At 72.5% G+C, this 19,096-nt stretch carries 16 protein-coding genes; 10 read left to right on the top strand and 6 right to left on the bottom strand.

Translation table 11 applies throughout. The annotated features are described in order from the left end of the window. Positions 1-57: 57 nt before the first annotated feature. On the bottom strand, positions 58-1,050 hold the full coding sequence (locus ACIRQY_RS21010) for a DUF5937 family protein (RefSeq protein WP_403927857.1): 993 nt from the start codon (positions 1,048-1,050) through the stop codon (positions 58-60). 82 nt (positions 1,051-1,132) lie between these two features. Here ACIRQY_RS21010 and ACIRQY_RS21005 point away from each other — a divergent pair, with 82 nt between their 5' ends. The 4 genes from ACIRQY_RS21005 to ACIRQY_RS20990 all read left to right on the top strand — a co-directional run bounded on the left by ACIRQY_RS21005 (position 1,133) and on the right by ACIRQY_RS20990 (position 5,171). Continuing rightward, positions 1,133-2,479, top strand: coding sequence for an MFS transporter (locus ACIRQY_RS21005; RefSeq protein ID WP_403927855.1), 1,347 nt, complete (start codon positions 1,133-1,135; stop codon positions 2,477-2,479). 9 nt (positions 2,480-2,488) lie between these two features. Further along, positions 2,489-2,998 (top strand): MarR family transcriptional regulator, encoded by a 510-nt coding sequence (locus ACIRQY_RS21000; protein ID WP_351782124.1) that lies wholly within the window; start codon positions 2,489-2,491, stop codon positions 2,996-2,998. 65 nt (positions 2,999-3,063) lie between these two features. Beyond that, the gene (locus ACIRQY_RS20995) at positions 3,064-3,396 is read left to right on the top strand and encodes a DUF3817 domain-containing protein (protein ID WP_351782127.1); all 333 of its coding nucleotides are present in this window, start codon (positions 3,064-3,066) and stop codon (positions 3,394-3,396) included. A 74-nt stretch (positions 3,397-3,470) separates the two neighbouring features. Then, positions 3,471-5,171, top strand: coding sequence for a methylmalonyl-CoA mutase (locus ACIRQY_RS20990; RefSeq protein ID WP_403927852.1), 1,701 nt, complete (start codon positions 3,471-3,473; stop codon positions 5,169-5,171). A 159-nt stretch (positions 5,172-5,330) separates the two neighbouring features. On the opposite strand, the gene ACIRQY_RS20985 is transcribed toward ACIRQY_RS20990, so the two are convergent. Both ACIRQY_RS20985 and ACIRQY_RS20980 read right to left on the bottom strand, forming a co-directional pair. Next, complete coding sequence (locus tag ACIRQY_RS20985) at positions 5,331-5,741, bottom strand: PPOX class F420-dependent oxidoreductase (protein WP_403927850.1); 411 nt, start codon at positions 5,739-5,741, stop codon at positions 5,331-5,333. Between the two features lie 9 nt (positions 5,742-5,750). Next, positions 5,751-6,398, bottom strand: coding sequence for a TetR/AcrR family transcriptional regulator (locus ACIRQY_RS20980; RefSeq protein WP_403927847.1), 648 nt, complete (start codon positions 6,396-6,398; stop codon positions 5,751-5,753). A 298-nt stretch (positions 6,399-6,696) separates the two neighbouring features. On the opposite strand from ACIRQY_RS20980, the gene ACIRQY_RS20975 reads away from it, so the two are divergent. From ACIRQY_RS20975 to ACIRQY_RS20960, 4 genes are all read left to right on the top strand, one after another. Beyond that, the gene (locus ACIRQY_RS20975) at positions 6,697-7,668 is read left to right on the top strand and encodes a tetratricopeptide repeat protein (RefSeq protein WP_351782140.1); all 972 of its coding nucleotides are present in this window, start codon (positions 6,697-6,699) and stop codon (positions 7,666-7,668) included. 589 nt (positions 7,669-8,257) lie between these two features. Next, a complete protein-coding gene (locus ACIRQY_RS20970) occupies positions 8,258-8,941 on the top strand; it encodes a DUF6230 family protein (protein WP_351782143.1) in 684 nt (227 codons plus the stop codon). 110 nt (positions 8,942-9,051) lie between these two features. Then, positions 9,052-9,597: a DUF6114 domain-containing protein gene (locus tag ACIRQY_RS20965; RefSeq protein WP_351782146.1), complete on the top strand. Its 546-nt coding sequence runs from the start codon at positions 9,052-9,054 to the stop codon at positions 9,595-9,597. Beyond that, positions 9,587-11,008 carry a hypothetical protein gene (locus tag ACIRQY_RS20960; RefSeq protein WP_403927843.1) on the top strand — a complete coding sequence of 474 codons (1,422 nt, stop codon included), beginning with the start codon at positions 9,587-9,589 and terminating at the stop codon, positions 11,006-11,008. The genes ACIRQY_RS20965 and ACIRQY_RS20960 overlap by 11 nt, the downstream gene beginning before the upstream one ends. Positions 11,009-11,137: 129 nt before the next feature. On the opposite strand, the gene pyk is transcribed toward ACIRQY_RS20960, so the two are convergent. From pyk to pta, 3 genes are all read right to left on the bottom strand, one after another. Continuing rightward, positions 11,138-12,568 (bottom strand): pyruvate kinase, encoded by a 1,431-nt coding sequence (pyk, locus tag ACIRQY_RS20955; protein WP_351782152.1) that lies wholly within the window; start codon positions 12,566-12,568, stop codon positions 11,138-11,140. 82 nt (positions 12,569-12,650) lie between these two features. Next, a complete protein-coding gene (locus ACIRQY_RS20950; protein WP_351782155.1) occupies positions 12,651-13,916 on the bottom strand; it encodes an acetate kinase in 1,266 nt (421 codons plus the stop codon). Further along, positions 13,913-16,006 carry a phosphate acetyltransferase gene (pta, locus tag ACIRQY_RS20945; protein WP_403927840.1) on the bottom strand — a complete coding sequence of 698 codons (2,094 nt, stop codon included), beginning with the start codon at positions 16,004-16,006 and terminating at the stop codon, positions 13,913-13,915. The genes ACIRQY_RS20950 and pta overlap by 4 nt, the downstream gene beginning before the upstream one ends. Before the next feature lie 356 nt (positions 16,007-16,362). Here pta and ACIRQY_RS20940 point away from each other — a divergent pair, with 356 nt between their 5' ends. Continuing rightward, positions 16,363-17,388, top strand: coding sequence for an ATP-dependent 6-phosphofructokinase (locus tag ACIRQY_RS20940; protein WP_351782161.1), 1,026 nt, complete (start codon positions 16,363-16,365; stop codon positions 17,386-17,388). A gap of 279 nt (positions 17,389-17,667) precedes the next feature. Further along, the gene (locus ACIRQY_RS20935) at positions 17,668-19,080 is read left to right on the top strand and encodes an RICIN domain-containing protein (protein WP_403927838.1); all 1,413 of its coding nucleotides are present in this window, start codon (positions 17,668-17,670) and stop codon (positions 19,078-19,080) included. Positions 19,081-19,096 lie beyond the last annotated feature (16 nt).

Here is a 19,096-nt window from a genome sequence, read left to right as displayed (position 1 = left end):
GCGGGTCCGCCGCCGCGTACCGACGACGGGACGAGCCGGGCCATCGTGACATGACGGTCAGCCGGTTCCGGGCTGCGACACCGCGATGCCCAGCGGGGTCCGCTCGTACAGCACCTGGTGGCCGTACCGCCGGGACGTCAGGAGCCCCGCGTCCCGCAGCACCCCCAGGTGCGCGGAGACCGAGGAGGGCGCCCTGCCGAGGAGGTGCGCGAGCGCCGTCGTCCCCATCGGCTCCGTCAGGGCGCACAGCACGTCCGCCCGCACCGGCCCGAGCAGCCGCCCCAGCGCCTCCGGCGTCCGCTCCCGGGGCTCCGTCCACAGCCCGCCGATCCCGCGCGCCGGATACACCACCGTCGGCTGCCACGGCGGGTCGAAGCCGCTCACCACGTCCGGCCAGGTGAACACGGACGGCATCAGGACCAGCCCCTGCCCGTCCAGCGGCCGTACGTGCTCCCCCCAGTACTCCACCCGCAGCGTCGCCGTCTCCGCCGCCCAGTCGAACGAGGGGTGCAGCTCGCCGAGGACCCGTTCCAGACCGCCCTCCGCGAGCCGCCGCGAGTGGTAGGCCACGTCCGCCTCCAGGAGGGCCCGCAGCCGGGGCCACTCCGGCTCCACCAGCGCCTCCCACGCCGCCGTCAGCAGATCCGCGAGCCGCCCCACCGCGCCCGCCGGGTCGGCCAGCAGCCGCCGCCCCTCCTCGGTGCGGGCCGCTCCCGGGGTCTCGTCAAGCGCCCGCCGGAAGTCGGCGAGCGCCAGCGCGGGACCGGTCTCCCGCAGGGCGGCGATCTCCTCCTCGAAGGAGGCGGCGGGGCCGATCGGCGGCGGGTAGAGGAAGTCCGGGCTGTGCCCGTGCCGGGGCATCAGCAGATGCAGCGGCGCCAGGTCGAGCCCCCGCGCGGCGCCCGCGATCCGCCGCATCCACGGCAGGTGGTAGCCCTGCTGGCGGGGCCGGGCGAGGACCCGCACGGCGGAGTGCGTCTCCCAGAGCGGCGAGACCGCGAACCGGATGCGCAGCGGGTCGGCCTCGCCGAAACGCAGGTGGTACGGCACGGGCCTCCTCGGATCACCCCCGGAAGATTCGTCCGGAGCCGAAAGTCTAGGCCGCTCGCACCCCCGCCGTCAGGCTGCCCCCATGCCGACCCCCACCCACCCCCGCACGCCCCCGGCCCCGCCGGAACACCCCACCGGGCCCCTCGCGGAGCCCGCTCCCCAGTCCGTCGCCGCTCCGGCGCCCGGCCCCCCGACCGGCGCCGCGCCCGCCGCCTCGCCCGGCTACCGGGCCGTCTTCCGGGTGCGGGAGTTCCGGTTCGTCTTCGTGGCGCATCTGTTCTCGCTGCTCGGGGTCGTCGTCAGCGAGCTGGCGCTGACCGTGCTCGTCTACGAGCTCACCCGCTCCCCGCTCCTCTCCTCCCTCACCTTCGCCCTCGGCTTCCTGCCGTACCTCGTCGGCGGCACCCTCCTCGCCGGACTCACCGACCGCCTCCCGCCCCGCCGCCTCCTCGTCGTCTGCGACCTGTTCTGCGCCCTCTGCGTGGCCGCGATGATCGCCCCCGCGACCCCCGTCGCGGTCCTGCTCGCCCTGCGCTGCGCCATCGCCGTCGTCTCGCCCGTCTTCAACGGCACCCGGATGGCGACCCTCGCCGACATCCTCGGCGAGGGCGACCTCTTCGTCCTCGGCCGCTCGCTGCTGCGGATCGTCTCCCAGAGCGCCCTCCTCACCGGCTTCGCGGTCGGCGGTGTCCTCCTCACCGTCGTCCCGCCGCGCGGCGCCCTCGCCGTCACCGCCGTCACCTTCCTCCTCTCCGCGCTCCTGCTGCGCCTCGGCACCGTCCGCCGCCCCGCCCGCGCCGCCGGGAAGACGGCGGACAGCGGTCTCGCGGGCACCTGGGCGGTGCTGCGCGACCGCAGGATCCGCGCCCTGATGCTGATGTTCTGGGTGCCGCCGCTCTTCGCCGTCGTGCCGGAGGCGCTCGCCGCGCCGTACGCCGACGAGATCGGCGTCTCCACCGCCGCCCTCGGTCTCCTGATGTGCGCGCTGCCGGTCGGCACCATCGCGGGCGAACTGTTCGCCGGGTCCTTCCTGAGCGCGGCGGTCCGCTCCCGGATCGTGCTGCCGCTCGCCGTGACGGGCGTCCTGCCGTACCTCCTGTACGGATTCCGGCCGGGCGTCGCCCTCGCCGCCGTCGCCCTGTTCCTGGCGGGCGCCACCGGCGCGTACACCCTCGGGCTCGACGCCCGGTTCGTCGCCGCGGTGCCGGAGGAGCGGCGGGGGAGGGCCATGACCCTGATGACCGCGGGCATGATGACCGTCCAGGGCGTCGGCATGGCGGGGGCGGGCCTGGCGGCCGAGTTCGTGCCCGTGCACACCGTCGTCGCGGGCACCGGGGTCGTCGGCACCCTGTGCCTCCTCGCCGCCGCCCGCGAACTGCGGGTGACCGAAACGCGAGACGGGGCTGACCGGCATGTGACCTGTGGGTAAGGTCGACGCGTGCCGAAGCCGCTCAGTCTCCCCTTCGACCCCATCGCCCGCGCCGACGAGCTCTGGCAGAAGCGCTGGGGCCCCGTCCCCTCGATGGCCGCGATCACCTCGATCATGCGGGCCCATCAGATCCTGCTCGCCGAGGTCGACGCGGTGGTGAAGCCGTACGGACTGACCTTCGCGCGGTACGAGGCGCTGGTGCTGCTCACCTTCTCGAAGGCGGGCGAGCTGCCGATGTCCAAGATCGGCGAGCGGCTGATGGTCCACCCCACCTCGGTGACGAACACCGTGGACCGCCTGGTGAAGTCCGGTCTGGTCGACAAGCGGCCCAACCCCAACGACGGCCGCGGCACCCTGGCGACCATCACGGAGAAGGGCCGCGAGGTGGTCGAGTCGGCCACCCGCGACCTGATGGAGATGGACTTCGGGCTCGGCGCCTACGACGCGGAGGAGTGCGGCGAGATCTTCGCGATGCTGCGCCCGCTGCGGATCTCGGCGGAGGACTTCGAGGAGCGGTAGCGCGGCGCGCCGCCAAAGGTGCCCCGGGCGAAGATCGCCCGGAACGTGCCGATACGCTCGACGCCATGAAATCCAGCGTGCTGACCCGTTACCGCGTGATGGCGTACATCACCGCCGTCATGCTGCTCGTGCTGTGCACCTGCATGGTCTTCAAGTACGGGTTCGACATGGGCGAGGACGTGACCTTCGCGGTCTCCCAGACCCACGGCGTCCTCTACATCATCTACCTCGTCTTCGCCTTCGACCTGGGCTCCAAGGCCAGGTGGCCGTTCGGGAAGCTGCTCTGGGTGCTGGTCTCCGGCACCATCCCCTTCGCCGCCTTCTTCGTCGAGCGCAAGGTCGTCGCCGAGACCCTCCCGCTGATCGAGGGCGCGCGTCCGGAGCCGGTCAAGGTCTGATCCCGGCACCCCCGCACCCCGGTGCGGGGGTTTGCCCATCGACATTTACTAGGACGTCCTAGTAAATTCGAAGCATGGACGCTGACGCCATCGAGGAGGGCCGCCGTCGCTGGCAGGCCCGTTACGACAGGGCCCGCAAGCGGGACGCGGACTTCACCACGCTCTCCGGCGACGCCGTCGAGCCGGTCTACGGGCCCCGGCCCGGCGACACCTACGAGGGATTCGAGCGCATCGGCTGGCCCGGCGAGTACCCGTACACCCGGGGGCTCCACCCGACCGGCTACCGGGGCCGGACCTGGACCATCCGCCAGTTCGCCGGCTTCGGCAACGCCGAGCAGACCAACGAGCGCTACAAGATGATCCTGGCCGCCGGCGGCGGCGGCCTCTCCGTCGCCTTCGACATGCCGACCCTCATGGGCCGCGACTCCGACGACCCCCGCGCCCTCGGCGAGGTCGGCCACTGCGGCGTCGCCATCGACTCCGCCGCCGACATGGAGGTCCTCTTCCGGGACATCCCGCTCGGCGACGTCACCACCTCGATGACGATCTCCGGCCCCGCCGTCCCCGTCTTCTGCATGTACCTGGTCGCCGCCGAACGCCAGGGCGTCGACCCCGCCGTCCTCAACGGCACCCTGCAGACCGACATCTTCAAGGAGTACATCGCGCAGAAGGAGTGGCTCTTCGAGCCCGAGCCCCATCTGCGTCTCATCGGCGACCTGATGGAGCACTGCGCGCGCGGCATCCCCGCGTACAAGCCGCTCTCCGTCTCCGGCTACCACATCCGCGAGGCCGGGGCGACGGCCGCGCAGGAGCTCGCGTACACCCTCGCCGACGGCTTCGGCTACGTCGAGCTGGGCCTCAGCCGGGGCATGGACGTGGACGTCTTCGCGCCCGGCCTGTCCTTCTTCTTCGACGCCCACCTCGACTTCTTCGAGGAGATCGCCAAGTTCCGCGCCGCCCGCCGCATCTGGGCCCGCTGGATGAAGGAGGTCTACGGGGCGAAGACCGACAAGGCCCAGTGGCTCCGCTTCCACACCCAGACCGCCGGCGTCTCCCTCACCGCCCAGCAGCCGTACAACAACGTCGTACGCACCGCCGTCGAAGCCCTCTCGGCCGTCCTCGGCGGCACCAACTCCCTCCACACCAACGCCCTCGACGAGACCCTCGCGCTCCCCAGCGAGCAGGCCGCCGAGATCGCCCTGCGCACCCAGCAGGTCCTGATGGAGGAGACCGGCGTCGCCAACGTCGCCGACCCGCTCGGCGGCTCCTGGTACGTCGAGCAGCTCACCGACCGCATCGAGGCCGACGCGGAGCGGATCTTCGACCAGATCAAGGAGCGCGGGCGCCGCGCCCACCCGGACGGGCAGCACCCGATCGGCCCGATGACCTCCGGCATCCTGCGCGGCATCGAGGACGGCTGGTTCACCGGCGAGATCGCCGAGTCCGCCTTCCAGTACCAGCGGTCCCTGGAGAAGGGCGACAAGCGGGTCGTCGGCGTCAACGTCCACCACGGCTCCGTCACCGGCGACCTGGAGATCCTGCGGGTCAGCCACGAGGTCGAGCGCGACCAGGTCCACGCCCTCGGCGAGCGCCGGGCGCACCGCGACGACACCGCCGTCCGCACCGCCCTCGACGCCATGCTGGCCGCCGCCCGCGACGGCTCCAACATGATCGCCCCGATGCTGGACGCCGTCCGCGCCGAGGCCACCCTCGGCGAGATCTGCGACGCCCTGCGCGCCGAGTGGGGCGTCTACACGGAGCCCCCGGGCTTCTGACCCGCCCACGGGACGGGAGGGGGCGGTACGGACACCCGTACCGCCCCCTCCCGCGCGCCACCCCGGCCCGTCGCCCCGCGCGCCGGATACCGCCCGTGCCGCCCTCCGCCGGATACGGCTCCGGTCCCGTGGACCGCCCCTCCGGCCGGGCGAGGTGACTTACTTCGCGGCCGAGCCCACGACCTTCGACGGGGTGATCCGCACGGCCACCCGGACCTCCTCGGGCGGCAGCTCCAGGTACTCCCGCCCGGCGCCCTCGCCCTCGTACTTCTCCGCGAGGCGCACGGCGAGCGCCCGCCCGGCGTCCTCGGTGACCGTCGCCGTGCCCCGTATCTCGGCGTGGACGAGCGCGTCGCGCCGGTCGTGGACGATCAGGCTGACCCGGGCGTCGGCCCGGATGTTCCTGATCTTGCGGAAACCCTCCGTGCTGGAGATCAGCACGTCGTCCCCGTCACGGCCCACCCACACCACCGAGGTCTGCGGGGAGCCGTCGGGCTGGATCGTGGCGAGCACGGCCACATTGACGTCGTCGAGCAACGCCCGTACGGAATCGTTCAGTTCGATGTTCACCCCCGCACGCTAACTCTGTGCGGCCGCCGCGCCCAGCCCGCCGAGGAGCAGCGCGGAGAGCCGCGCCGCCCAGGGCCCGTCCACCGGCTCCGCGCTCACCAGCGCGCGGTGCACCACCGCGCCCGCGACCACGTCGAAGATCAGGTCGTCGAGGGCGGCGACCGTGGCCGCCGGATGCTCGTCGAGGAGCTCGCCGCGCTGCTGCGCCCGTCTCCGGCCCGCGAGCACCAGCCGCTTCTGCCGGTCCACGATGGAGGCGCGGATGCGCTCCCGCAGCGGCTCGTCCCGGGTCGACTCGGCGACCACCGCCATCAGCGCGGTCCTGGTCTCGGGGCGTTCGAGGAGGGCCGCGAACTGGAGCACCACATGTTCGATGTCGGCCCGGAGGGACCCCAGGTCGGGCAGTTCGAGCTCGTCGAAGAGGACCGCGACCGCGTCCACCACCAGCTCGTTCTTGTTGGCCCAGCGGCGGTAGAGGGTCGTCTTGGCGACCCCCGCCCGCCCGGCGACGTCCCCCATCGTGAGCTTGGACCAGCCCAGCTCGACGAGGAGCGCGCGGGTCGCCTCCAGGATGGCCGCGTCGGCCTCGGCGGAGCGCGGCCGCCCGGTGCGGCGCCCCCCGGACGAGCCGGGCGGCGGGGACGAGGGGGACGACATGGAGACCGACCATACCCGTCGGTAGGTACGACGCCAGGGGCCCGGCGTGTGAGGCAGTTCACCGCTCCGATCAACCATGCGCCCTCCCGTGCGCTCCACCCCCGCAGTTACGCTACGACCCGTAGCGAAAGGCCTGAGCGGCCCCAGCGACGACCATGGCGCCGGGTGGGGACCCGGCGCGAACCGAGGACGGGGAACCGTGTCGTCCGCACGTCTCGCACACCGGCGGGGGGCGCGGGGGCGGCACGGTTCAGCCATGGCTTACCGGTAACGCGCGCGGAAGGGGGAGGATGTACCCATGCAGCCCCGAAACATGTCCATGAGCGGCGTCGTCGACCTCGCCGCGGTGAAGGCGGCCGGAGAGGCCAAGGCGAAGGCGGAGCAGGCGCGTGCCGAATCCGCCCGGCAGGGTGGTCCCGCCCCCGTGCCCCCGTCCGCCCTGGTGATCGACGTCGACGAGGCGGGCTTCGAGCGCGAGGTGCTCCAGCGTTCCGCCGAGGTCCCGGTCGTCCTCGACTTCTGGGCCGAGTGGTGCGAGCCCTGCAAGCAGCTCGGCCCCCTCCTGGAGCGGCTCGCCGTCGAGTACGACGGCCGCTTCCTGCTCGCGAAGATCGACGTCGACGCCAACCAGATGCTGATGCAGCAGTTCGGCATCCAGGGAATTCCGGCCGTTTTCGCGGTGGTCGCCGGTCAGGCGCTGCCGCTCTTCCAGGGTGCCGTGCCCGAGGCCCAGATCCGCGAGACCCTCGACCAGCTGATCCAGATCGGCGAGGAGCGCTTCGGACTCACCGGCATCGTCGTCGACGGTGCCGCCGGGGACGGCGAGGACGCCCCGGCGCGTCCGGCGGCCGGTCCTTACGACGCCCTCCTCGAAGCGGCCATGTCCGCGCTCGACGCGGGCGACCTGGCCGGAGCCGTCCAGGCGTACCGGAACGTGCTCGCCGACGACCCCGGCCACCCCGAGGCCAAGCTCGGTCTCGCCCAGGCGGAACTGCTCACCCGCGTGCAGGGTCTCGACCACGCCGCCGTCCGCAAGGCCGCGGCCGACGGGCCCGCCGACGTCGAGGCGCAGATCGCCGCCGCGGACCTCGATCTGGTGGGCGGCCACGTCCAGGACGCGTTCGGACGCCTGGTGGAGACCGTGCGCCGCACGGCGGGCGAGGACCGGGACGCGGCGCGGCTGCGGCTGCTCAAGCTGTTCGAGGTGATCGGCACCGACGACCCGCGCGTCACGGCGGCCCGTCAGGCCCTCGCGAGGGTGTTGTTCTGAGCGTTTACGCCCGCCGGATCGTCTGACGATTTGGCAGGAGGGTGACAAAAGGCGGCCGCGCTTTACCAAAACTTGGTAATCGCGGCCGCTGTTACTTGCAGTAAATCAAACCCGGCGTTCTGTCGGGATTCATCAGGCGATCCGCCGATATTCCCCGGCGTGCGAGCGCACCCTGAGTGCCCGATCGGTCCCCTCCCGCCACGGCGCGGTCATCCACCCGTTACCAGCCAGTAACGACCCCCCTTGTGCGGGGCCCCGGAATGGACCACGATCGGCGACGCTCGGTCCCCACCGCGCCACCCCGGCAACCAACCGGGACGCGGACGGGGTCCCCACCGGGCGGACCGGCGCTCCGGCACCGGTCGCGGACAGGGGGGTTCCCGCTCGTGAGAACGGGGCCTGTCCGATCAGGCCGTGCTCCGACGCACGGTCCATGGTTGTCGCTCGGGGGTGATCGCCGCTGGTCCGGACGCGCAACGCGCCCGCCCGCACCACGGTGCTCCCCTTCCCGAGGACGTAGCTCTTCTCCCATCACAGGACGGGCCCCCGGCCCCTTCTGGAGATGTACGTCCGAGAAGGAGGAATTCTCATGAAGTCCCAGGTTCGTGGCGGGACCAGATGGAAGCGTTTCGCCGTTGTGATGGTCCCGAGCGTGGCCGCGACGGCCGCGATCGGTGTGGGCCTGGCCCAGGGGGCGCTCGCCGCGTCGTTCAGCATTTCCGGCCAGGAGTTCAAGGTCACGGCCAACAGTCTTGAGGGCGAGGACTTCGTCCAGTACGGCAGTGTCGACTCGGGCAAGGACCTGGAGGGCAAGCCGTTCGCCGCCCCGGTGGCGGTCTCCGGCTTCTCCACGGCCAAGATCACCAATATGTGCCAGTCGGTCGTCACGCCGGTCCTGGGCCTGGGTGACATCACCCTCCGGCTGGAGGCGGGCACCGACGCGGTCAAGTCCGGCAAGGACGAGGACAAGGTCTACGCGAAGGGCATCTACCTCGATGTCTCCGAGCTCAGGGCCGACGCCGAGTTCGAGAACATCGACATCGGTGTCGCCGCCGGTGACCTCAAGACGTTCAACGGCAAGGAGGTCGACGGAAAGCCGGGCATCCAGCCGAACACCAAGGCGAACCCGTACGGCTTCTCCCAGCGCGCTTCGAAGGCGACGCTCTCGAACGTGAAGCAGAAGGCGTGGGCGACCACGGCCGGCACCTTCAAGCTCCCCGATCTGCACCTGTCCCTGCACCGGGGCACCTCGAAGGAGTGCTACAAGGACTGACCGGTCCTGAAGGTGCGGGCCGCCTCCGGGCGGTCCGCACCCTCCCGGGGTCCCGTCCCCGCCTCTCCCCACTCCTCTTTCAGCGACACCCCTTCCAGGGAGCTGTTTCCATGAGCGCCGAAACCCCCGCTTCCCGCGAAGTCCCCCAGGACAACCGGTTCAAGGTCTGGCGGCAGACCCGGCCCTTCTGGGCGGGGCTGTTCACGATGACCGGTGGTGTGCCGATCGCGTATCTCCCGTACGGGGACATGAGGCTCGGCAACGTCACGCTCGCCATGCAGACGACCGCCGGGTCCGCGGCGCTGATCATCGGCGTCCTGCTCATCACCCTCGGACTGACGATGTGGTTCCAGCCCATCGTCCGCGTCTTCGCGGGCGTCGCCACCATCGTCCTGGGTCTCGTCTCCATCCCCGTCTCCAACTTCGGCGGCCTGGTCGTCGGGTTCCTCTTCGCCCTCGTCGGCGGGGGCATGTCCATCGCCTGGGCGCCCGCCCCACCGGTGGAGGACACCGAGGACACCGACGCGGACGACGCGTACGACGCCGAGTACTTCGAGACCGCCGCCCCGGTGACCGCCGACGTCCCCGAGCAGCGCCCGCAGCCGGTCACCGAGACCACCGTCGACGCCGAGGGCGGGAGGAACAGTGCCGGATGACGAGAACCAGCAGCCGCCCGCGAAGGCCGGGCCCCGGCACGCGGCCCCGCGCAAGTCGCTGCTGACCAGGATCCAGGGCCCCGCCGGAAAGGCGATGGCGCTGGCCGCGATGCCGACGGCGGTGTTCGTGGGCATGGGCCTGACGCCCCGGCTCGCGCTCGCCGACGACAAGGACCTGCCCTTCGCGCCCGGCCCCTGCGTCACCCGCTCCGACGAGCCGGTGGCCGAGGAGACGCCCGAGCCCACCGGCCCGGCGAAGCCGAAGCCGACCGGGACGCCGTCCGCGACGGCCACCCCCACCACCGTCCCGACCACCCCCGCGACCACGGAGCCGACGGAGGACGAGTCGGAGCCCGAGTCTGAGCCCGAGTCGGATACGGAGCTTGAGCCCGAGTCCGAGTCCGGGACGGAGGCCGATTCCGAGTCGGATACCGAGTCGGATACCGGATCGGACACCGAGTCCGGTTCGGGGGCCTCGCTGCTGAGCGGGGCGCGGCCGGGTACCGCCCCCGCGACCACCGCCGCGGCCTCGTCGGCCCCCGCCCCGGCGAGGTCGAGGAACCCGCTCGATCCGCTGGGCGTCGGCGACGCGCTCCACGGCCTCTTCGACGGCCTCGCCCCGAAGCCGACGGCGACGCCCCCGACGGTGCCGACGCCCCCGACGGCGACGGCGGTGCCGCCCACCAAGCCCGCGAAGCCCGTGAAGCCCGCGACGCCCGACGACGGGCCGACCGCGAGCACCGCGCCGCAGCCGGGACCGATCACCCAGGCACCGGAGCAGGCCTCCGGCCCCGCCGCCGAGAAGACGAGGGCGGCGATCGAGAAGGCGGCCGACGCGGCGGGCGTGAAGGCCGAGGAACTGCCGGAGGACGTCAGGGGACTCGACCCCAGGAAGGACGAGTCCATACCCGAGGGCGCCAAGCCGCGCTTCCCGTGCCCCGTGCGGGACGAGGAGGCACTGGCGGCGGCGGAGCTGGAGCCGGGCATCCCGCTCCTGCCGGACCAGCCGTGGCGTCTGGAGAGCACCCGGCTGACCCTGATCGGCCTGAAGTACCACGGCATCGTCGAGGTGAAGACCGGCAGCGGCAAGATCAAGAAGGTGCTGAAGTTCACCGCGACCACGGTGAAGATCAAGGACCTGCACCAGCTGACGGACCACCCCTCGGGGCTCACCGCGCACGTCCGCTCGGACCGGGGCAAGGAGTCCACCATCACCGAGGGCACGGTGACGATGTACACGGAGGAGCTGAAGGGCCGGATCCTCGGCTTCCCGATCACCTTCAGCCCCGAGGCCCCGCCGCCGCTGGACATCCCGGTGATCTCCTTCACCGACGTGAAGCTGAAGCAGGCCGGTCAGTTCGGCGGCACCCTCAGGGTGCCGGGCCTGCGCAACACGATCGAGCCGAACTGACCCCCGTACCACCGGAGGAGCGGCACCTGGCCGAACCGGCCCCCGTACCACCGGAGGGGCCGCGCGCGCCGGAGCCCCCGTCCTGCCATGAGGACGGGGGCTCCGGCGTACGGCTCCGGGAGCGGCGGGTCAGTCGCGCTCGCCGCCGCCCAGGTGGTGGACGCGGACCATGTTCGTGGTGCCGGGGACGCCGGGGGGCGAACCGGCCGTGATGATCATGGTGTCGCCCTCGTTGTAGCGCTGGAGCTTCAGCAGCTCGGCGTCCACGAGGTCCACCATCGCGTCCGTGTTGTCCACGTGCGGGACGACGAAGGACTCGACGCCCCAGCTCAGGGTGAGCTGGTTGCGGGTGTTCTCGTCGGTGGTGAAGGCGAGGATCGGCTGCTGGGCGCGGTAGCGCGACAGACGGCGCACGGTGTCGCCGGACTGCGTGAAGGCGACCAGCGCCTTGCCGTCCAGGAAGTCCGCGATCTCGCAGGCCGCGCGGGCGACCGAACCGCCCTGCGTGCGCGGCTTCTTGCCCGGGACCAGCGGCTGGAGGCCCTTGGAGAGCAGCTCCTCCTCGGCCGCCTGGACGATCTTCGACATCGTCTTGACGGTCTCGATCGGGTAAGCGCCCACGCTCGACTCGGCCGACAGCATGACCGCGTCGGCGCCGTCCAGGATCGCGTTGGCGACGTCGCTCGCCTCGGCGCGGGTCGGCCGCGAGTTGGTGATCATCGACTCCATCATCTGGGTGGCGACGATGACCGGCTTGGCGTTCCGGCGGCACATCTCGACCAGACGCTTCTGCACCATGGGGACCCGCTCGAGGGGGTACTCCACGGCGAGGTCGCCACGGGCCACCATGACCGCGTCGAAGGCCGCGACGACGGCCTCCATGTTCTCGACGGCCTGCGGCTTCTCGACCTTGGCGATGACGGGGACCCGGCGGCCCTCCTCGTCCATCACCTTGTGCACGTCCTTGACGTCGTCGGCGTCGCGGACGAAGGACAGGGCGACCATGTCGCAGCCCATCCGGAGGGCGAAGCGGAGGTCCTCGACGTCCTTCTCGGAGAGGGCCGGGACGTTCACGGCCGCGCCGGGCAGGTTGATGCCCTTGTGGTCGGAGATGACACCGCCCTCGACGACGATCGTCTTGACCCGGGGGCCCGTGACCTCGACGACGCGCAGCTCGACGTTGCCGTCGTTGATGAGGACCTGGTCGCCCTTGGAGACGTCGCCGGGCAGACCCTTGTAGGTGGTGCCGCAGATCGACTTGTCGCCGGGGACGTCCTCGGTGGTGATGGTGAACTCGTCACCGCGCACCAGCTCCACGGGGCCCTCGGCGAAGGTCTCCAGGCGGATCTTGGGGCCCTGGAGGTCGGCCAGGACGCCGACGGCGCGGCCGGTGTCCGCGGAGACCTGCCGGACGCGGTCGTACCGCTCCTGGTGCTCGGCCTGGGAGCCGTGGCTGAAGTTGAATCGGGCCACGTTCATGCCGGCCTCGATGAGAGCCTTCAGCTGCTCATACGAGTCGACGGCGGGGCCCAGCGTGCAGACGATTTTGGAACGGCGCATAAGGCGGATCCTATCGGTTTGTTTCACTGCGGAATATTCCGTCTGGTGGAATGTACAAATGGGCGGGAAGCCGCTCAGGCGTTCACTCGTTCGAGCCGGTCTCGTTCTGAACGAGCGCGAAAGTCTGACGGGCGATTTCCAGTTCCTCGTCCGTCGGCACCACCGCCACCGCCACCCGCGCGTAGTTCGGCGAGATCAGCCGGGCCTCGTCGGAACGTACGGAGTTGAGGTCCGCGTCCACCGCGAGACCCAGCTCCTCCAGGCCCGCGATCGCGGCCTGGCGCACCTGCGCCGCGTTCTCGCCGACCCCGGCGGTGAACGCCACCGCGTCCACCCGGCCGAGGACCGCGTAGTACGCGCCGATGTACTTCTTCAGCCGGTGCACATAGATGTCGAAGGCCAGTGCCGCCCGCTCGTCGCCCTCGTCGATCCGGCGGCGGATCTCCCGCATGTCGTTGTCGCCGCAGAGCCCGACCAGCCCGGACTTCTTGTTGAGCAGGACGTCGATCTCGTCGGCGGACATGCCCGCCACCCGCTTCAGGTGGAAGGTGACCGCCGGGTCGATGTCGCCCGAGCGGGTCCCCATGACCAGGCCCTCCAGCGGCGTGAGACCCATCGAGGTGTCCACGCACCGGCCGCCGCGCACCGCCGAGGCGGAGGCGCCGTTGCCCAGGTGCAGCACGATCACGTTCACCTCCGACGGCTCCTTGCCGAGCAGCCGGGCCGTCTCCCGGGAGACGTAGGCGTGCGAGGTGCCGTGGAAGCCGTACCTGCGGATGCGGTGCGCGTCGGCGGTCTCCACGTCGATCGCGTACCGCGCCGCCGCCTCCGGCATCGTCGTGTGGAAGGCGGTGTCGAAGACCGCGACCTGCGGCAGGTCCGGGCGGAGCGCCGTCGCCGTACGGATGCCGGTGAGGTTCGCCGGGTTGTGCAGCGGCGCCACCGGCACCAGCCGCTCGATCTCCTCCAGCACCGCTTCGTCGATGACCGTCGGCTCCGTGAACCGCAGCCCGCCGTGCACCACCCGGTGCCCGATCGCGGCCAGCTCGGGGGAGTCGAGGCCGAGGCCGTCCGCCGTCAGCTCCCCGGCGACCGCCTCCAGGGCGGCGGCGTGGTCGGGGATCGGCCCGAGCCGTTCGCGCTTCTCGCCGCCGCCGCCCTGGAGCGGGGTGTGGGCGAGCCGCGAGGTCTCCTCGCCGATGCGCTCCACGAGGCCCTGCGCCAGCCTGCCGCCGTCGCGCATGTCGAGCAGCTGGTACTTCAGCGACGAGGAGCCGGAGTTCAGCACGAGCACCCGGGTGGGGGCGGTGGTGGCCGGTACGGGGGCGGCGGGGACGGGGGCGGTCATGCGGGGAACTCCTCACCCTGGGCGGGGACCTGGGACTGGATCGCCGTGATGGCGACCGTGTTGACGATGTCGCTGACGAGCGCGCCGCGCGAGAGGTCGTTCACGGGCTTGCGCAGGCCCTGGAGCACCGGGCCGACGGCCACGGCACCGGCCGAACGCTGCACGGCCTTGTACGTGTTGTTGCCGGTGTTGAGGTCGGGGAAGATCAGCACGGTCGCCTGCCCCGCCACCTCCGAGTCCGGCAGCTTCGTCGCCGCCACCGAGGGCTCCACGGCGGCGTCGTACTGGATGGGCCCCTCGATCCGCAGCTCCGGCCGCGTCGAGCGGACCAGCTTGGTCGCCTCGCGCACCTTGTCGACGTCGGCGCCGGAGCCCGAGGTGCCGGTGGAGTACGAGAGCATCGCGATCCTCGGGTCCACGCCGAAGCGGGCGGCGGTGGCCGCCGACTGGACGGCGATGTCCGCGAGCTGCTCGGCGTTCGGGTCCGGGTTGACCGCGCAGTCCCCGTACACGAGGACCTTGTCGGCCAGGCACATGAAGAAGACCGAGGAGACGATCGAGGCGTCCGGCTTGGTCTTGATGATCTCGAAGGCGGGCCGGATCGTGGCCGCCGTGGAGTGCACCGAACCGGAGACCATGCCGTCCGCGAGCCCCTCCTCGACCATCAGGGTGCCGAAGTAGTTGACGTCCGCGACCACGTCGTACGCCAGCTCCACCGTGACGCCCTTGTGGGCCCGCAGCGCCGCGTACTTCGCCGCGAAACCGTCGCGCAGTACCGAGGTCTGCGGGTCGATCAGCTGGGCGCCGCCCAGCGAGATTCCCAGGTCGGCGGCCTTCTTGCGGATGGTCTCCACCTCGCCGAGGAGGGTCAGGTCGCAGACGTCACGGCGCAGCAGCACGTCCGCCGCGCGCAGCACCCGCTCCTCGGTGCCCTCCGGGAGGACCACCCGGCGCCGGTCGGTGCGGGCCTGCTCGATCAGCTCGTGCTCGAACATCATCGGGGTGACCCGGCCGCTTCGGGCCACCGAGACCCGCTTCAGCAGGTCGACCGTGTCCACATGCCGTTCGAAGAGGCCGAGCGCGGTCTCCGCCTTGCGCGGGGTGGCCGCGTTCAGCCTGCCCTCCAGGGCGAAGAGTTCACCGGCCGTCGTGAAGCTGTTGCCCGCCACGGAGATGACCGGCGTGCCGGGCGCGAGCCGGGCCGCCAGGGTCAGGATCTCCTCGCTGGGCCGCTCGTCCAGGGTGAGCAGCACCCCGGCGATCGGCGGGGTCCCCGCCGAATGGGCGGCCAGCGCCCCGACGACCAGGTCGGCCCGGTCCCCGGGGGTGACGACGAGACAGCCCGGGGTCAGCGCGTTGAGGAAGTTCGGCAGCATGGCGCCGCCGAAGACGAAGTCGAGGGCGTCCCGGGCCAGCCCCGCCTCGTCGCCGAGGACCACGGAGGCGCCGAGCGCGTGGGTGATCTGCGCGACGGTCGGCGCGGAGAGCGCGGGTTCGTCCGGCAGGACGTAACAGGGCACGGGCAGCCGGGCGGTCAGCCGCTCGGCGATCGCCTCCCGGTCGTCGGGGGCCACCCGGTTGACGACCAGCGCGAGGACGTCGCAGCCCAGGCCGTCGTACGCCCGGAAGGCGTTGCGCGCCTCGGCCCGTACGGACTCCGCCGACTGGCCCTTGCCGCCGACGACGGGGATGACGGAGGCGCCGAACTCGTTGGCGAGGCGGGCGTTGAGCGCCAGTTCGTCGGGGAGCTGGGTGGCGGCGTAGTCGGTGCCGAGGACGAGGACGACCTCGTACGCGCGGGCCACCGCGTGGAAGCGGTCGACGAGCCGGGAGACCAGTTCGTCGGTGCCCTGCTCCGCCTGGAGCGCGGAGGCCTCGTGGTAGTCCATGCCGTAGACGGTGGCCGCGTCCTGCGACAGCCGGTAGCGGGCCCGCAGCAGGTCGAAGAGCCGGTCGGGGCCGTCGTGCACCAGCGGCCGGAACACCCCGACCCGGTCCACCTGGCGGGTGAGGAGCTCCATGACTCCCAGCTCGACGACCTGGCGGCCGTCACCGCGGTCGATCCCGGTCACGTACACGCTGCGCGTCACGCCGTGGTCTCCTGTCCAGTCCTGCGGAAAACGGGGCTCGCGGAGCCCGGGGCGAGCGGGGGCCTCGCGGCGCGCTCGCGGTCCGTGCGCCGGCCGCCGTCCGTGGGGCCGTCCCACCGGGCCGTCAACCGACTGTGCTCAGGAAGCCCCGATAGGGCGGCATTACCCCCTTGACAGTACCCCCACCAAGGGATAAGTCGCCCGCCGGACGAAGTGCCCCGGAACGCGGGACGAAAGGCCCCCGCGCCACCGTCCCGGGGGACGCGCGGAGCGGTGGCGAGCGCGCCCCTCCTGTCCGTCGTGTGAGAATTGCGGTGGCTCATAACGGAACGCGACCGAGCAGGAGACACAGCACGATGCGTATCGGAGTTCTCACCGCAGGCGGCGACTGCCCCGGCCTCAACGCAGTGATCCGGTCGGTCGTGCACCGGGCGCTGACCGGCCACGACGACGAAGTCATCGGCTTCGAGGACGGGTTCAAGGGACTGCTCGACGGGCACTACAGGCCCCTCGACCTCAACGCCGTGAGCGGCATCCTGGCCCGGGGCGGAACCATCCTCGGCTCCGCCCGGCTGGAAAGGAACCGGCTCCGCGAGGCCGCCGAATCCGCCCCCGACCTGGCCCGCAAGTACGGCATCGACGTCCTCATCCCCATCGGCGGCGAAGGCACCCTGACCGCCGCCCGGATGCTCGCCGACGCGGGGATGCCCGTCGTCGGCGTCCCGAAGACGATCGACAACGACATCTCGTCCACGGACCGCACCTTCGGCTTCGACACCGCCGTCGGTGTCGCCACCGAGGCCATGGACCGCCTCAAGACCACCGCCGAGTCCCACCAGCGGGTGATGGTCGTCGAGGTGATGGGCCGCCACGCGGGCTGGATCGCCCTGGAGTCCGGCATGGCCGGCGGCGCCCACGGGATCTGCCTCCCCGAGCGCCCCTTCCAGGTCGACGACCTGGTCAAGATGGTCGAGGAGCGCTTCGCGCGCGGCAAGAAGTTCGCGGTCATCTGCGTCGCCGAGGGCGCGCACCCGGCCGAGGGCTCGATGGCGTACGCGAAGGGCGAGATCGACCAGTTCGGTCACGAGCGCTTCCAGGGCATCGGCAACCAGCTCGCCGTCGAGCTGGAGCGGCGCCTCGGCAAGGAGGCCCGCCCGGTCATCCTCGGCCACGTCCAGCGCGGCGGCACGCCGACCGCGTACGACCGGGTGCTCGCCACCCGCTTCGGCTGGCACGCGGTGGAGGCGGCGCACCGGGGCGACTTCGGCAGGATGACCGCGCTGCGCGGCACCGGCATCGAGATGGTGCCGCTGGCCGAGGCCGTGACCCGCCTCAAGACGGTTCCTGAGGACCGGATGCGCGAGGCCGAGTCCGTCTTCTAGCGGTACGGGAAGCAGCTTCCCGCGGTAGGGGAGCGGGCCGGACCTTCGGCCCCCGGGGCCGGGACCTCCGGCCCCACCTGTCCCGGATCCCCGCCGGGACCCCCGCACGAACGAGTGGCCCCGACCGTCCCCCCGTGGACGGTCGGGGCCACTGTCGTGTGCCCGGCATCACCTCTGGAAATGCCTGTTTCCACTCTTGAGCCGGAGCGCCGGATCCACAAGGCTGGGGCCTGTCCCGGACATGTCCCGAAACCCGTCCGGCGGAAGGAAGAGGCGCGGATGAGCCCGGGGGAGCACGTCCCCGACCCGAGGGGGGCGGGGTCTCCCGCCGAGTTCCGGGCGCACCTCCAGGACCTCAAGGAGCGGTCGGGCCTGACGTACCGCGACCTCGCGGCGCGCGCGGCGGAGCGCGGGGACGTCCTGCCCCGCTCGACCGTGGCGAACATGCTGGCCCGCGCCACCCTGCCCCGCGAGGAACTCCTGACCGTCTTCGTCCGCGCCTGCGGACTCCCGCCGGAGGAGGCGGAGGTCTGGCGCCGGGTGCGCGACCGCCTCGCACGCCGGGAGCCGTACGGGGGCGGGGGCACGGGCCCGGACCCCGGCGCGGGCGGGGCCGCCGACGCGGGCACGGCCGGACGCCCGGACGCGGACCGGGAGGCGTACGCGGCCGGGGAAACGGGCGGGGCGGCGAACCGCGAACCGGACGGGAAAGCGGAGACCGGGGCGGGTCAGGGCGTGAGCGGTACGGGCCGGGTCGTCCACGGGGGTGGCCCGGTCGCGACCGGGGCGGCTCCTGGCGCCGGGGCGGGCCCGGACGTGAGCGGTTCGGGTCCGGCCACCAGCGGCGCGGGCCGGGACGTCACCGGGGTGGGCCGAGGCGCGACCGGGGCGGACCCGGACACGAGCGGTACGGGTCCCGGCGCCGGTGGCTCGGGTCCGGACCGTACCGGCCCGGACCGCTCCGGCCCGGGGCCCGGCGGTTCCGGTCCGGGGGCGGACGGTTCCTCCGAGAGGGGCGGGGCCTCCCCCGTGTGGCCGCTCGCCCCGCACTCGCGGGACACCGCCCCGCCCCCGCCTCCCCAGCCCTTCCGCATACGGCGCGCCCTCGTCGCGGCGGTCGCGCTGACCGGGCTGGTGCTCGCGGGCGTCAGCCTCGTCGCCGCCCTCCGCGACGGGCCCCCCACGCCCGCCGCCCCCCGGGAGCAGCCCTCCCGCACCCCCGCCGCGTCCGTCGCCGCACCCGCTGCGGGGGAGGTGCGCATCCGGGTGGCCGGAACCGGCTTCTGCCTCGGGGAGCGGCCCGGCGTCCGCACCGGACAGATCCACCAACTGCCTTGTGCGGAGGCGGACATGCCCCGCTACACACTGGTGACGGTGGGCGCCGGGCGGTGGCGGATCAGGTCGGACCACCCCGACTTCGGGCCCGGCTGCTCCGGCGTACCCTCCGGCGGCCGGATACCCGGGGCCGCGTACGAGGACTCCGAGTGCGGCGACCCGAGCCGGGTCGAGAGCTTCGTGCTCGAACCGTTCGGGACGCCCGTGCGCGGCCATCGGATCGTTCCCGTCGGCTCGGCGACCCCCGGCAGCTGCGTCACCGTCACCGGCGACCGGACGGCGGCGGGAGCGCGGCTCACTCAGGCCCCTTGCGCGCCGGACGCGGCCGGACAGCTCTTCGCCTTCGAGGTCCCCTGAGAGCGCCCGACGGGAA

The organism is Streptomyces sp. NPDC101490, assembly GCF_044767145.1.
Lineage (GTDB): Bacteria > Actinomycetota > Actinomycetes > Streptomycetales > Streptomycetaceae > Streptomyces.
The sequence above is the reverse complement of the archived record's forward strand: the minus strand, read 5'-3'. Positions and strand labels throughout refer to the sequence as shown.

Excerpts from the sequence above, each read along its gene's own strand:
- ACIRQY_RS21005 (WP_403927855.1), top strand. The coding sequence starts at position 1,133 with ATGCCGACCCCCACCCACCCCCGCACGCCCCCGGCCCCGCCGGAACAC.
- ACIRQY_RS20995 (WP_351782127.1), top strand. The coding sequence starts at position 3,064 with ATGAAATCCAGCGTGCTGACCCGTTACCGCGTGATGGCGTACATCACC.
- ACIRQY_RS20990 (WP_403927852.1), top strand. The coding sequence starts at position 3,471 with ATGGACGCTGACGCCATCGAGGAGGGCCGCCGTCGCTGGCAGGCCCGT.
- ACIRQY_RS20980 (WP_403927847.1), bottom strand. The coding sequence starts at position 6,398 with ATGTCGTCCCCCTCGTCCCCGCCGCCCGGCTCGTCCGGGGGGCGCCGC.
- ACIRQY_RS20975 (WP_351782140.1), top strand. The coding sequence starts at position 6,697 with ATGCAGCCCCGAAACATGTCCATGAGCGGCGTCGTCGACCTCGCCGCG.
- ACIRQY_RS20970 (WP_351782143.1), top strand. The coding sequence starts at position 8,258 with ATGAAGTCCCAGGTTCGTGGCGGGACCAGATGGAAGCGTTTCGCCGTT.
- ACIRQY_RS20965 (WP_351782146.1), top strand. The coding sequence starts at position 9,052 with ATGAGCGCCGAAACCCCCGCTTCCCGCGAAGTCCCCCAGGACAACCGG.
- pyk (WP_351782152.1), bottom strand. The coding sequence starts at position 12,568 with ATGCGCCGTTCCAAAATCGTCTGCACGCTGGGCCCCGCCGTCGACTCG.
- ACIRQY_RS20950 (WP_351782155.1), bottom strand. The coding sequence starts at position 13,916 with ATGACCGCCCCCGTCCCCGCCGCCCCCGTACCGGCCACCACCGCCCCC.
- ACIRQY_RS20940 (WP_351782161.1), top strand. The coding sequence starts at position 16,363 with ATGCGTATCGGAGTTCTCACCGCAGGCGGCGACTGCCCCGGCCTCAAC.
- ACIRQY_RS20935 (WP_403927838.1), top strand. The coding sequence starts at position 17,668 with ATGAGCCCGGGGGAGCACGTCCCCGACCCGAGGGGGGCGGGGTCTCCC.